Annotated in this window: 10 protein-coding genes; 5 read left to right on the top strand and 5 right to left on the bottom strand. The window is 63.5% G+C overall.

Annotation, left to right across the window (positions count from 1 at the left end; all coding sequences use genetic code 11):
• Window positions 1-141 precede the first annotated feature (141 nt).
• Window positions 142-1,359: a GGDEF domain-containing protein gene (locus H8A95_RS01455; RefSeq protein ID WP_229181470.1), complete on the top strand. Its 1,218-nt coding sequence runs from the start codon at window positions 142-144 to the stop codon at window positions 1,357-1,359.
• Between the two features lie 45 nt (window positions 1,360-1,404).
• On the opposite strand, the gene H8A95_RS01450 is transcribed toward H8A95_RS01455, so the two are convergent.
• The 3 genes from H8A95_RS01450 to H8A95_RS01440 all read right to left on the bottom strand — a co-directional run bounded on the left by H8A95_RS01450 (window position 1,405) and on the right by H8A95_RS01440 (window position 4,503).
• Window positions 1,405-2,679 carry a tetratricopeptide repeat protein gene (locus H8A95_RS01450; protein WP_229181469.1) on the bottom strand — a complete coding sequence of 425 codons (1,275 nt, stop codon included), beginning with the start codon at window positions 2,677-2,679 and terminating at the stop codon, window positions 1,405-1,407.
• A 111-nt stretch (window positions 2,680-2,790) separates the two neighbouring features.
• Window positions 2,791-3,519, bottom strand: a complete 729-nt coding sequence (locus H8A95_RS01445; RefSeq protein WP_229181468.1) for an SDR family oxidoreductase — start codon at window positions 3,517-3,519, stop codon at window positions 2,791-2,793.
• Window positions 3,520-3,612: 93 nt separating this feature from the next.
• Window positions 3,613-4,503: a LysR family transcriptional regulator gene (locus H8A95_RS01440; protein WP_229181467.1), complete on the bottom strand. Its 891-nt coding sequence runs from the start codon at window positions 4,501-4,503 to the stop codon at window positions 3,613-3,615.
• An 86-nt stretch (window positions 4,504-4,589) separates the two neighbouring features.
• Between H8A95_RS01440 and H8A95_RS01435 the strand changes: the two genes are divergently transcribed.
• The 3 genes from H8A95_RS01435 (at window position 4,590) to H8A95_RS01425 (ending at window position 7,317) form a co-directional block, all read left to right on the top strand.
• Complete coding sequence (locus H8A95_RS01435; protein WP_229181466.1) at window positions 4,590-5,051, top strand: PACE efflux transporter; 462 nt, start codon at window positions 4,590-4,592, stop codon at window positions 5,049-5,051.
• 234 nt (window positions 5,052-5,285) lie between these two features.
• Window positions 5,286-6,512: an ABC transporter substrate-binding protein gene (locus H8A95_RS01430; protein WP_229181465.1), complete on the top strand. Its 1,227-nt coding sequence runs from the start codon at window positions 5,286-5,288 to the stop codon at window positions 6,510-6,512.
• Window positions 6,513-6,546: 34 nt separating this feature from the next.
• Window positions 6,547-7,317 carry an SDR family NAD(P)-dependent oxidoreductase gene (locus tag H8A95_RS01425; protein ID WP_229181464.1) on the top strand — a complete coding sequence of 257 codons (771 nt, stop codon included), beginning with the start codon at window positions 6,547-6,549 and terminating at the stop codon, window positions 7,315-7,317.
• A 95-nt stretch (window positions 7,318-7,412) separates the two neighbouring features.
• Here H8A95_RS01425 and H8A95_RS01420 read toward each other — a convergent pair whose 3' ends face one another.
• Complete coding sequence (locus H8A95_RS01420; protein ID WP_229181463.1) at window positions 7,413-8,918, bottom strand: adenylate/guanylate cyclase domain-containing protein; 1,506 nt, start codon at window positions 8,916-8,918, stop codon at window positions 7,413-7,415.
• A 663-nt stretch (window positions 8,919-9,581) separates the two neighbouring features.
• Entirely contained in the window at window positions 9,582-10,781 is a 1,200-nt protein-coding gene (locus tag H8A95_RS01415) for a TrmH family RNA methyltransferase (protein WP_229181462.1), read from the bottom strand.
• A 340-nt stretch (window positions 10,782-11,121) separates the two neighbouring features.
• Between H8A95_RS01415 and H8A95_RS01410 the strand changes: the two genes are divergently transcribed.
• Window positions 11,122-12,849: an alpha/beta hydrolase family protein gene (locus H8A95_RS01410; RefSeq protein WP_229181461.1), complete on the top strand. Its 1,728-nt coding sequence runs from the start codon at window positions 11,122-11,124 to the stop codon at window positions 12,847-12,849.
• Window positions 12,850-13,034 lie beyond the last annotated feature (185 nt).

The raw sequence follows: 13,034 nt of genomic DNA, 5'->3' as shown, positions 1-13,034 counted from the left end.
GATCGGGCGGCTTTCGGGATGGCGCGGCGGCGCCGCCAGGCTTTACGGCTCGTCAAGCACGTTGCGCGATCGGGGGCCGACCTTAGAGACCTGTTAGGGCCGGTCAGGTTTCTTGCCAACCGAAAGTACGGGGCAAGAACAATGCAGTCCGAAAAAGGACGATACAGCCAGCCGCGCTGGGGCGTGACGCGCTGGCTCGCCGACGCCGGACCGGGCGTGCCGGATGACATCCGCGCGGCGCTGATCGGGGATCTCTACGGCTCGCTGCCGGTGTTCGCGGCCGGCGCGGTCAATACGGTCGCAGTCGCGGCCGTGATTGCGATTCGCGAGTCGACCGCGCTGTTCATCACCTGGGTCGTCCTCGAACTCGTCATCTGCCTCTCGCGACTGGCGGTGCTCGTGGTTGCGCATCGCGCGGCGCGCGAGCAGCGGCCGACCCCGACCGATCTGCACCTCGTCCTTGCGGTCGCCTGGAGCGCCAGCGTCGGCTTCGGCATCCTGATCAGCCTCGCAAGCGGCGACTGGGTGGTTGCGCTGCTGGCTTCGTTGTCGGCGGCCGCAATGGTCGGCGGCATCTGCTTCCGCAATTTCAGCGCGCCACGCCTCGCCGGAACCATGATCCTGCTCAGCCTCGGCCCGATCGTACCGGGAGCGGCCCTTGCCGGCGAACCGCTGCTCCTGATCGTCGTCATGCAGGTACCGCTGTATCTCACGGCGATGACGGTCGCGGCCTTCCGCCTCAACAAAATGCTGATCGCCACCATGCGCGCCGAGCGCGAGAACGGCCATCTTGCCCATCACGACACCCTGACCGGCTTGCGCAATCGCGCCGGCTTCGTCGCCGCGCTGAACGCGAAGCTGGCGGCCTCTCGTGGAAATGGCGGACCGTTTGCGCTGCTGTTCTTCGACCTCGACAATTTCAAGCCGGTCAACGACACCTATGGGCACGCGGCCGGCGACCAGGTGCTGATGCTGGCGGCCGAGCGGCTGCGGCGCGCTTTGCCGGAGACCGCTGTGATCGCGCGGCTCGGCGGCGATGAATTCGTGGTGCTGGCGAACGGCGTCACCGCCGAGCAGGCGCTCGCGGTCGGCCATCGCATCATCCAGGCCGTCACGATGCCCTACCGGCTCGCCGACGGCATCTTCGCAAAGGTCGGCGTCAGCGTCGGTGTCGCGGTGTCGCCCGAACACGGCACCGAGGCCGAGGAGCTGCTGGCGGTTGCCGATGCCGCGCTCTATGAAGCCAAGTCCGAAGGCAAGGCCCAGTGCCGCATGGCCTCCGTCGCCACCAATGTGGCGGCGCTGCGCCGGCTGACGAAGAAGGACCCAACGCCGGCGCTCGATCGCGGCGCCGCCTGAGGCGAAATCCGGCAGGAACGCGGCGCAGCGATCGGCAAAACGTCGTCAGTGCTTTGTGTCGAGCTTGTGAAGCTCGGCATTGGCTGGCGCCCATTCAAAGTAGATCCTCGGGCATCCGTCCGCGGCGAGGCGAAGCAGCCGCACGGCTTCGTCCGTTGCATCTTTCGCCAGCGCCAGCTCGCCGGCATAGAAATGCGCTTCGCAAAGCTGCCCCTTCACCTTGACCGGATTGGCATCGTCGGCGGCTTTAATAACCGCCTCCAGCGTTGTGGCGCCGAGGAACAAGCGAACGATCGGCGCCGGCCATTGCGACTGGTCGAGCCGCCCGGAGGCCTCATCAAGTCCGCTTGGTTGGCCCGTCTTCTGGCGCACGAGGTCGAGCCATAGCAGTGTGTAAACATCCTTCCGATCGAGCTCGCTGGCGCGGACGAACTCGTCGTGCGCTTCCGACAGGAGCCCGCCTTGAAAGTAAGCGCTCCCCACCCAGCGATGAAGTTGAGGATCGTTCGGGGTCAGCTCGATCGCCTGCTTGATGTTGGATAGTCCCAGTTCGAGGTCGCCGCGAGCGCGAAGGATGCTGGCGCGACCAACATAAGGCAGGGGATTTTTTGGATTGAAACGGATAGCTTGATTGAAGTCGTCCAATGCCAGCTCGATGTCGCCCTTGATGATGTGAGCGTGTCCGCGGCAAATGAGGCCCACCCCCGTCCCGCGTTCTGGGCTGATCTCGATCGCACGATTGCAGTCAGCTATGGCCCGATCTGGCTCGTCCTTGAGATTGTAGGCGCGCCCGCGGCCGACATACGCAGCCACATTGTCGGGATGGGTTAGAAGGGCTCGGCCGTAGTCGTCGATCGCGCTGTCAACATCCTTCTTGATCAAGTGGGCGCCAGCCCGTCCCAGGTATGCGTAGGTGTCTTTTGGAGCGAGTTCGATGGCTCGACCGTAGTCGGCAAGCGCTCTATCGATCTCGCCCTTCCGTTTATACGCCCACGCCCTGCGGAGAAGGGCGATCTGATTGTTCGGATCGCGCTCGACGACGAAATTGTAGTCCTCGATTGCCCGATCAACGTCGCCCTTATCAAGATAGAGCGTGGCGCGTCGAAAATGCGCGGAGATCGCCCCTTGCAAATTGGTCGACATCGCGTCGATCAAGGCAGTGCAACCTGCAATGCGATCATCCAGGCTGATATTTCCGGCTACGGCGCACTTGGCCGGCAGGAGAAGTTGTGCACGAGCAGCCGGAATCGGCGCCAACAACACGCCAAGCGCAATCATCATCGCCTTTGCGGCGAATGCACGTTTTATCCGTTCTGTCACTTTGTCCCCCACGCCCACCGGGAGACTAGTAGCAAAGCCCCTGCCCGCAACACAACCTTTCGTTGCCTGCGCCACAACGGCGCGCCGGCGACGGTATTGGCGCGATGTTGCCTACAGATCGAAATTCGTCGGCAGCATCACGACGTCGCGGATGGTCATGCCGCGCGGCCGGGTCAGCATGAACATCACGACCTCGGCGACCTCGCTGGCTTCCAGCAGGCTGCCTGCCGCTTTCGCCTCCTCAAGCTTCTCCGCCGGCCAGTCCGCCAGCAGCGCGCTGATCACGGGCCCGGGCGAGATCGAGCCGACGCGGATGCCGTGCTTGAAGACCTGGCGCCGCACCGTCTGCACGAAGCAGTTGATCGCCCATTTCGACGAGGCATAGACCGGCTCCCACGGCGTCGGGAAATGCGCGGCGAGCGAGCTGGTGACGATGATGTCGCCGGTCGCCCGCGCGATCATGTGCGGCAGCACGTCGTGGACGTTCTTCATCACCACGTTGACGTTGAGGTTCAGCATCCGGTCGATCGCGGCGGTGTCGGCATCGACGAGGTCGCCGCCGACATAGATGCCGGCATTGGCGTGCAGGATATCGAGCTGGCCGGCCTTCTCGAGCACCCGCGGCAGCAGCGTCGCGCAGGCCTTCGGGTCGAGCAGGTCGAGCACCAGCGGGATCGCCGCATTGCCGTGCTTGCCGGAAAGCGCCTCGAGCGCGGCAGCATCGCGATCGACCATCACCACGCGCGCGCCTGCCGCGAGCATCGCCTCGCTGCTCGCAAGTCCGATGCCTGACGCCGCTCCGGTCACGGCCGCGACCTTGCCTTCCAATTGCTTCGCCATCGTCTCCACCCCGTCAGGTCACTGCGGCGGGCATGGCAACACATCGCGGCCGCGATGTCAGCTCACCATGCGATGAGCGGCGCGCCTGTCCCGTCACATGCGAAGCATCGGCGGTCGCGTGGCGAAACGGCGACGCAGCCACTTTGCCGCCGGTCCCACCGGCCGCTGCTTGTGCCAGACCACTTCGAGCGCGACGGGATGCGCGCCCTCGTCGAACTCCAGTTCGGGAATGGCCAGGTCCTCGGCGACCTGCGAACTCGCCATGATGTGGGCCGGGATCAGCGCCCAGCCGACGCCCTGCTTGAGGATCTGCAGGATCACCCAATGGCTCTCGACCCACCACACCTCGGCTGCGACCCGAAGCCTGTGCCGCTCGGTGCCTTCGTTGCGCACCGTGACCATGATCTGGCGATGCCGCTTCAGCTCCTCCCAATCGACCCGCTCATGTGCCAGAGGGTGGTTCTTGCCGCATACGAGCTGCAACGGCACCCAGCCGATGGTCTTGAAGCCGAGCTCGGGCGGCAGATGCTCCTGCCGCCACATCACGCCGACATCGGCCTTGCCGTCGAGCACGAGGCGACTGACGTCCTCCATGATCGGAAACAGCAGCTCCAGCTCGACATGGGGAAATCGCTCCGCGAATTCCGCAAACAACTCCCCCACCGCGCTCTCCGGATAGAGCTCGTCGATCGCCACCACCAGGCGCTTCTCGACATGCGCCTCGAAACTGCTGGCGACACCGATCAGGTGCTCGCGGCGATCGAGGATCAGCTTTGCTTCGGGCAAGAGCCGCGCGCCTGCTTCGGTCAGCACCGGGTTGCGACCGGCCCGGTCGAACAGCGCAACGCCGAGGTCGGTTTCCAGGTTGGCGACATGCGTGCTGACCGCCGACTGCGCCTTCTTCAGGAGCCGTGCCGCACCCGAGAACGAGCCCTGCTCGGCCGCCGCCACGAAGGATTCGAGCTGGTCCATGGAAACGGTCATCTATCTCTTTTCCAGATATCATCTAACTTCATGATCCCACAATATCAGATAGAAATCCGGTCACAACGACAAGAAAGGGTTTCAAAATGTCTATGCGTTCCTTCTCCGACCGGGTCAGGCACGCAGTCCTGTTCGAACTGATCGGTATCGCCATCTTCACGCCGGCGGCCGCCTGGCTGTTCAATCAGCCGGTCGCCCATATGGGCGTCATCGGCGTCGTCTCGGCGACGGTGGCGACGATCTGGAACTTGCTGTTCAACCTCGGCTTCGACCATGCGCTGGTCCGCTTCACCGGCCGTGTCGCCAAGACCATGCCGATCCGCGTCGCACACGCGATGCTGTTCGAGGCCGGCCTGATCGTGCTGCTGATCCCGTTCGTCGCCTGGTATCTCGGCGTCTCGCTGTGGGCCGCGCTGATGATGGATATCTCCATCGTCGCGTTCTATCTGGTCTACGCGTTCGTGTTCAACATCGCCTATGACCGCGTCTTCCCGGTGCGCGAGCTCAGCGCGCACGGTCGCACGGCGAGCCGGGCCCTGGCGGCCTGATCGGCCTCTGCATTCGGCGCGGTGGATCACTCGATCCGCCGCGCCGTTCCGCACCCTGACACCGCGCCAATATTCCTGAAGGTAGCGCCTGCACACAAGTTCCGCCGTGCCGCACTCTTAAACTGATCTGATCCGGATCAAGCATCATGGAATGCTTGACGCGGAGATGCCCGTCAGAGGCTGTCAAACGGCCAACAATGCCAAAACGGCCAACAAGAAGAAGCGGAGGATGCAATGACAAGCAACCGTTCACCCCGGCCAACCCGCCGCGATCTCATCAAGGGTACTGCTGCCACGTCAGCCACGCTGCTGCTCGGCAGGCCTGCGATTGCCAAAGGCAAGACCGAGATCGTCATCGGCAACATCGATGCCTATTCGGGACCGGCTGCGGTCTATTCGTCGATCGGCCGCACGCCCGGCGGCTATTTCAAGATGATCAACGAGCAAGGCGGCATCAACGGCCGCATGATCAAGTACATCACCTATGACGACGCCTACAGCCCGGCCAAGACCGTGGAGCAGGCGCGCAAGCTGGTCGAAGGCGACGAGATCGATGTCCTGTTCTCGCCGCTCGGTGCGCCCACCAATGCGGCGATCATGAAATACATGAACCAGAAGAAGGTCCCGCACCTCTTCATCGCCTCGGGCGCCACCAAGTTCGGCGACTACAAGAATTTCCCGTACACGATGGGATTCATGCCCTGCTACCAGATCGAGGGGCGCACCTTCGCGCAGCACGTGCTGGCGACGCAGCCGGATGCCAAGATCGGCATCATCTACCAGAACGACGACTTCGGCCGCGACGTGTTGAAGGGTTTCAAGGACGGGCTCGGCGCCAAGACATCCTCGATCGTAGCCGAGCTGTCCTATGAGACTTCGGATCCGACCATCGACAGCCAGGTGGTGCGATGCAAATCCGCCGGCGCCACCGTGTTCATGAGCATGACGACGCCGAAATTCGCAGCGCAAGGCATCAAGAAGATCGCCGAGCTGAACTGGCAACCGACGCACTATATCGGTAACAACGCGTCGTCCGCGGGCTCGACCCTGAAGGCTGCGGGCTTCGACATCTCCAAGGGCATCATCTCGAGCGCCTACATGAAGGACCCCGTCGATGCCACCTGGGACGGCGATCCCGCGGTTGTGAAATGGCGCGCCTTCCTCGACAAATACGATCCGGCGGCCGCCAAGAACGACATCTACGCCGCGACCGCCTATGTCGTCAGCCAGGTCATGGTTCAGGTGCTCAAGCAGTGCGGCGACGATGTCTCGTCCGAAAGCATCATCAAGCAGGCGGCGAACCTGAAGGATTTCGAATCCGACCTCTTGCTGTCAGGCATCAAGGTCAACACCTCGCCGACCGACTACTACCCGCTAGAGCAATTGCAGCTGGTCCGTTTCAACGGCGAACGCTACGAAATCCTGGGGCCGGTGATCGACGGCGGCATCTCGAAGGCGTGATCGCAATCGAGAGAAAGCGCGAGAGGAGTTTGTCATGGCAGGCATTCTGGACGGCAGGGCTGCATTGGTGACGGGCGGCGGCTCCGGCATCGGTCGGGCAACGGCGATTGCCATGGCGCGCGAAGGCGCGCGCGTCGCGGTGTCCGACCTGTCAAAGGACGGCATCGATGAGACGGTCGCGCTCATCAACGCCGCGGGCGGCCAATCGATCGCGATCCGAGGCGACGTCACCGACGAGGCTGAGGTCGCCAACATGGTAGCGCGCACGGTATCGGCGTTTGGGCGCATCGATTGCGCGTTCAACAACGCCGGCGTGGCCGGGCGATCCGTCGGCCCGCCCGGCCAGCGCATCCATGAACTCACGCAAGCCTCGGTGGCGAAGATGTTCTCGGTGAATCTGATGGGCGTGTTCCTGTGCCTGAAATACGAGGTCGCGCAGATGCTGAAACAGGGTGGCGGCGGCGCGATCGTCAACACCGCCTCGATCGCCGGGCTGGTCGGTCTCGCCACGTCGGGCCACTACGTGGCGACCAAGCATGGTGTCGTCGGGCTGACCAAGTCGGCCGCGATCGAATACGCCCAGGACGGCATCCGCGTGAATTGCGTCAATCCCGGCTACATCAAAACGCCCATGACGAAGGAGACGATGGACGAACGTTACGACGAAATCATCGCCAAGGTGCCCGTACGTCGCCTGGGCGTACCCGAGGAGATCGCCGAAGCCGTGGTTTGGATGTGCTCGGACAAGGCGTCCTTCATGACGGGCGCATCGCAGGTGGTCGACGGCGGCTACAGCGCCGCCTGATCTTCTGCAGAACCCTTAGGCGAAGGAAATCGAAGTCAGGGATCAGGACTGTTACGCGAAGGAATTTCTGCCGAACGCGCAAGCCAACATCCCCGCTACTTTTTCAGATGGTGCCAAATCCCGTCCCAGGCGGGTCCCGGCGGGTCGGATCGCAACAGTCCGATCCGTTGCAAAAGGGCTTGCGCCGGTCCGTCGTCGGGCGCGATCTGCAAGCACTCTTCGATCGCAGCCAGCGCGCCGTCCCAATCCTGCTTGCGATAGGCGACAAGGACAGCTGCAAACTTTTCGCGCAATTCGCTCTGAGCGGGCTCGAGCTGTCCGGCTGGCGCCATGAGCTCGTAGATGCGGACCGGCTCTGTCTTGCCGGCCACCGTGATGAAGTCGAGCTCTCGCGCCTCAATGTCGGCTTGGGCAAGCCGATAGGTTTCCTCGCTGATCAGGATCAGGGTGCCGTACACCTTGTTGAGCCCCTCCAGCCGCGACGCCAGATTGACGCTGTCGCCGATGACCGTATAAGAGCGCGCCGCCTCTGATCCGATCGTCCCGACGACGGCATCGCCCGTGGCGATACCCATCCGGATCACGAGTTCGGGCGCATTCCGCCGCATGCCGGTTATTTCAGGCAATCGCGACCGGAGGACCGCAACGGCTTGCTGCTGTGCAAGGGCGGCGCAGCACGCATCGCGGGCATGATCGTCTCCTGCCGAGAATGGGGCGACCCAGAACGCCATCACGGCATCCCCGATATATTTGTCGATGATCCCGCGGTTGGCGTGAATGACATTTGCGATTGTGCCGAAATACTCATTGAGAAGATTGACGATGGTTCCGGCCGTGAGCTGCTCGCTGATGCCTGTAAAATGCTTGATGTCCGAGAAGAAGATCGAGAGGTTACGTCGCTCGGCCTGATCGGCCCCGCTGGCGATCAACCGGCTGACAAGCCTGGGGTCGAGGAATTTCCCGAACGTATCCTTCAGCCGGTCGCGTTCGCGCAGCTCCTCGAGCATGCGATTGAAGGCTTGTGCCAATTCGCCGACCTCGTCTCGGGTACGGATCGAGACCGGTTGGACATCGCCCCCAACCTCAACAGCCCTGGTACTCGCAACGAGTTGCCGCAAGCCGGCAACGACGCGCGTCGACCCGACTGCGCTGATGCCGAGGCCGAGAGCGCAAGCCGCGACGAACAACGCGAAGCTCAGATACGCGTTGAGCCGCTGTCGCCCAAGCACCGTGTTTGTCGATCGGCTCGTCAGATCGCTTAGATCGTGACGGATTTGCGAGAGGTCGGGACCAAAAGCCTGGGCAAACCGGGCGAACCCGAGAGAAGTCTGTCGAGCTTCCTCGCGCTTGCCTGCCTGGGCCGCAGCCAGCGTCGTCTCCCCGACCGTAATGAATTCTTCCAGGCTTCGCTCGAGATATTTGAGGACTCCGCCGATCCGCGCCAGCGCGATGCGATCATCGGCATCGTAGCTCGTGTCCCGAATGGCTTTCGCTACCAAGGCGTCGCTCGTTGTCACAGTGCTCCGCATTTCGTCCGCCAGCGCCTTTATCTCCGCTGCTGCGGCCTTATGTTCGTCGGGAGTGAAGTCCGAGCGCAGCACGCGCAGGATTCGAAGCTCATATCTGTCGGTATCGACGTCGAATTCAGCGATCAGATTGGATAACGGCAGCTCATATTGGTAGATGTTCGCGAGCTGATCGCGATCGAGCTTTTGAGTGTATGCCAGCGCGCCGACGACGGCCCCAAACAACGCCAACAGGATACCGGCAAGCAGAAAGAATTTCTTTCGAATGGTCATGGACGCTATTGCCCCCGCAACTCGCAGCGAGACGAGCGGTCAATCGCTTTCAGGTCCAACCACCGCGTCACCACGCGGTCCAACGGCATTAGATCGACCGACGGAGGCCGACTCAAGGTTTAAGTTGGCTTTCCTCACGCGCCGATCACTGAGTTGCCCGACGGCGCAAGCCCCGCGCGCAAAAATATTTCGCTTTATCAGAAATGCAAAGAGCAAAGCTCGGACAGATCATGTCGCGAGAATGCTAACGTTTGGCTGACCGACCGTGCCACAAATTCGATGCCGTCCCTGCGAAAGCAGGGACCCATAACCACGAATGAGCATCGTTGTGCGATGGCGGGACGACGAGTCCCGTTCACAACGTGGGCCGCGGAGTATGGGTCCCTGCTTTCGCAGGGACGACACGTGGAAGGAGTCGTGCCCTCAATCACTTTCTTGCACCGCAGACCAGTAAGCTGCGAAAGCTCACCGCCCTTGCTGAAGTCCCGCCTCCAGCCGCGCCAGTTCGGCATCGAGGTCGCGCTCGACATCGGCCACCTGCATGTCGATCACCCGGTAGTCGCGGGCCTCGAGCCAGGCGCGGCGCTTGGCGCGGTCGGCGGCGATGGCCTCGCTCTCGCCGGGATTGACCAGCTCGATCGCGGTCCGGTGCACGAAGGAGACGAAGTCCGGGATGTGGCGGCCGACCGGGGTCTGGCGCTTGAACTGGCCGGCGAAGCGGCGGTCGCGGGTCAGCGCCTGCCACAGGATCCGCTCGGCGTCGGTCGGGTTGCGGCGGAGCAGCCGGGCGAGCCCGCGCACCGTGCTGGAATTGTCGGCGACCGCGCCACCCCCTCCCTGCTCGGCGAGCAGCGCCCGCAGCCGCGTGGCCTGGGCGCCGTCGAGCACGCCGCCCTTGGCGGGACCCTTGCGGCCCTCGGCGATCGCCATCACCACGCCGTGCAGCGTGTGCATGTCCTGCTTGGTCGGGTCCATCCGGGTGAAGATGTTGCGCAGGTTGACCAGCATGGTGTCGCGCTTCTCGGCCGGCCGCAGGAACTCGACCTTGTCGAGCTCGGCGACGAGGTTGTCGAAGAAGGCCTGCATCTGGTGCTGGGAGGCCGGCTCGGACCGTTCGGGCATCGCGAACGGCAGCGCGCCCGCGGTCGAAAGCTTGAACCATTCGTAGCCCATCAAAAGCACTGCCTGTGCCAGATTGAGCGAAGCGAAGCCCGGGTTGACCGGGAACGTGATGATCCGGTTGGCGAGCGCAACCTCGTCGTTGGTCAGGCCGGAGCGCTCCCGCCCGAACAGGATGCCGGCCCCGCCGCCGGATGCGACATGGCGGACGATCTCGCCCGCTGCGCCTTCCGGTCCGACCACCGGCTTGGCCTGGTCGTGGGCGCGGGCGGTGGTTGCAAACACCAGCGTGAGATCGGCGATCGCCCGCTCGACGGTGTCGAACAGCTCGACCGAACCGATGATGTGGTCGGCACCGGCGGCGGCACGCTCGGCGGCGATGTTCGGCCAGCCGTCGCGCGGGTTGACGATGCGCATCCGGGCCAGCGCGAAGTTGCCCATCGCGCGTGCGGCCATGCCGATGTTCTCGCCAAGCTGCGGCTCGACCAGGATGACGACGGGACCGGCAAGGTCGTGCCCTGCCTTGGTCTTGTCGGTGCCGGACATCTCACTTCACTTTCTGATTCAACATCTGAAGGTTTTGAATCAGCTTCCGAAGCGGCTGATTCAAAATCTCATGCGGAGGTCCCAAGGGCTGCATCGAGCAGCATCCACCAGCTTTGCACCGGTTTTGCGCGGGACCAATTTCTCCAAGGAGATAACAGGGTTAGCGGCGATTGCGAATCCTCAATCGGAATCCCGATCGCGCAGAACCAAGGCTGCCGCTTGCGCGCGCTTCGCCTTCGGATAGGCTATCAACCACAACCAAAGCGAAGCTGTAAAGGCACGCTTGAGACGCCGGTTGAACGGCGAGGCAGTTGGGGTCGAAGCACTTGGGGGGACGATAATGCGGGGCAGATGGACGCTGGCGATTGTGGGCCTGATCTTGATTGTGGCGGGGGGCCTGCTCGCCCACTTTACCCAGACTGCAGGTGGCATCCGGATCGAGGATGTCAGGTTCAAGGGCGCCAAGGGCAACACCATGAGCGCCCTGCTCTATGTCCCGGCGAATGCGACGGCGCAAATCCCGGCGCCCGGCATCCTCGCCGTCCACGGCTATATCAATTCGCGCGAGACCCAGGACGGCTTCGCCATCGAGTTCGCCCGCCGCGGCTATGTGGTGCTGGCGCTCGACCAGACCGGCCACGGCTACAGCGACCCGCCCTCCTTCGCCAACGGCTTCGGCGGGCCTGACGGCCTCGCCTATCTCCGCGGCCTGCCATTCGTCGACAAGGACAACATCGGGCTCGAGGGCCATTCGATGGGCGGCTGGACCGTGCTGGCCGCCGCAGCAGCCATGCCCAACGACTACAAGTCGATGGTCCTCGAGGGCTCCTCCACCGGCAAACCATTCGCCGCCGAGGGCACCACGAGCTGGCCGCGCAACACTGCGCTGGTGTTCGCCCAATACGAGGAATTCCCCGAGTTGATGTGGGGCGTCGACCTCGCCCGCGACGTCACCACGAGCCCGAAACTCTGGGCGCTGTTCGGCACGCAAGGCGCGGTCGAGCCGGGCAAGGTCTATGGCGATCCGGCCGCCGGCACGGCGCGGGTGCTGTACACGCCGGCGATGACCCATCCGGCCGAGCACATCTCGCATGAGGCGATCGGCTACAGCCTCGACTGGTTCGCCAAGACGTTGAAGGGCGGCACGCCGCGTCCGGTCGACGACCAGATCTGGTTCCGCAAGGAGATCGCCACGCTCATCGCCCTCATCGGTTTCGTTGCGCTGGTGATCGGGACGTTCGACGGGTTGCTGGAAGCGCCGATGTTCTCCCGCCTGCGGCTGCCGGCGGTGGCCGACGGCACCATGCCGCCGCATGAGGCGGCCAAGGGCCGGCGCTGGACCACGGCGTTCATCCTGGCCGCCTTCATCCCGGCGCTGACCTATTATCCGGCCTTCGCGCTGGGCGGCACCTTTGTGGCCCCGAGTGCATTCCTGCCGCAGGGCATCACCAACCAGATCCTGATCTGGGCCATCGTCAACGGCCTGATCACGCTGGCCCTGATGCCGTTCGCCCCGAAGCGCACCACCCGGGCCAGGCTGGTCGGTCAATCCATCGTGATCGCGGTGGCCTCGGTTGCGGTGGGCTACGCCGCGCTGTGGCTCGCCGACCTCGCATTCAAGATCGACTTCAGGTTCTGGATCGTTGCACTCAAGTTGATGAGCGCGAAGCAGTTCCTCATCTTCCTGATCTATCTGATTCCGTTCACGGCGTTTTTCGTCGTGGCGCTGCACGTGCTGCACCGGAATTTCTCGACCATGGGTGCCCCGCGAGGGACGCTCTACCTCACCAACATCCTGGCGCTGACGTTCGGTTTCATCGTGTTGCTGGTGCTGCAATACGGCACGCTGTGGCTGACCGGAAAGCTCTTCAACCCGCTGCCGGACCCCGGCTTCGTGCCGCTCTCGACCATCGTCGCGATCCAGTTCGTGCCGCTGCTCGCAATCGTCGCCGTGATCGCGACCTTCACCTGGCGGCGGACCGGATCGAGCCTGCCCGGCGCACTGATCGCGGGCCTGTTCGTGACCTGGTACATCGTGGCCGGGACCGCGACGCAGGTCCCGTTTTAGAGGGTTTTCAAGCCGAAGTGGGCACCGGTTCGCGTGAAGAAAACCCGTCACAGAAAGTGGACCGAGAGCCGCCATCAGAATGGCGGTTCTCGATGAAATGATGGGCTGAAAGTGCATAACCGGTGCGCTTTCGCCCGTCCCCGGGCGGTGCTATAGCGCAGGCGTATTTCCACCCCCGCCGTCAA

This window comes from Bradyrhizobium oropedii (assembly GCF_020889685.1).
Lineage (GTDB): Bacteria > Pseudomonadota > Alphaproteobacteria > Rhizobiales > Xanthobacteraceae > Bradyrhizobium > Bradyrhizobium oropedii.
The sequence above is the reverse complement of the archived record's forward strand: the minus strand, read 5'-3'. Positions and strand labels throughout refer to the sequence as shown.

What these genes read in the sequence shown, in the direction of transcription:
- H8A95_RS01455 (WP_229181470.1), top strand. Translation starts at nt 142, where the DNA reads ATGCAGTCCGAAAAAGGACGATACAGCCAGCCGCGCTGGGGCGTGACG.
- H8A95_RS01445 (WP_229181468.1), bottom strand. Translation starts at nt 3,519, where the DNA reads ATGGCGAAGCAATTGGAAGGCAAGGTCGCGGCCGTGACCGGAGCGGCG.
- H8A95_RS01440 (WP_229181467.1), bottom strand. Translation starts at nt 4,503, where the DNA reads ATGACCGTTTCCATGGACCAGCTCGAATCCTTCGTGGCGGCGGCCGAG.
- H8A95_RS01435 (WP_229181466.1), top strand. Translation starts at nt 4,590, where the DNA reads ATGTCTATGCGTTCCTTCTCCGACCGGGTCAGGCACGCAGTCCTGTTC.
- H8A95_RS01430 (WP_229181465.1), top strand. Translation starts at nt 5,286, where the DNA reads ATGACAAGCAACCGTTCACCCCGGCCAACCCGCCGCGATCTCATCAAG.
- H8A95_RS01425 (WP_229181464.1), top strand. Translation starts at nt 6,547, where the DNA reads ATGGCAGGCATTCTGGACGGCAGGGCTGCATTGGTGACGGGCGGCGGC.
- H8A95_RS01415 (WP_229181462.1), bottom strand. Translation starts at nt 10,781, where the DNA reads ATGTCCGGCACCGACAAGACCAAGGCAGGGCACGACCTTGCCGGTCCC.
- H8A95_RS01410 (WP_229181461.1), top strand. Translation starts at nt 11,122, where the DNA reads ATGCGGGGCAGATGGACGCTGGCGATTGTGGGCCTGATCTTGATTGTG.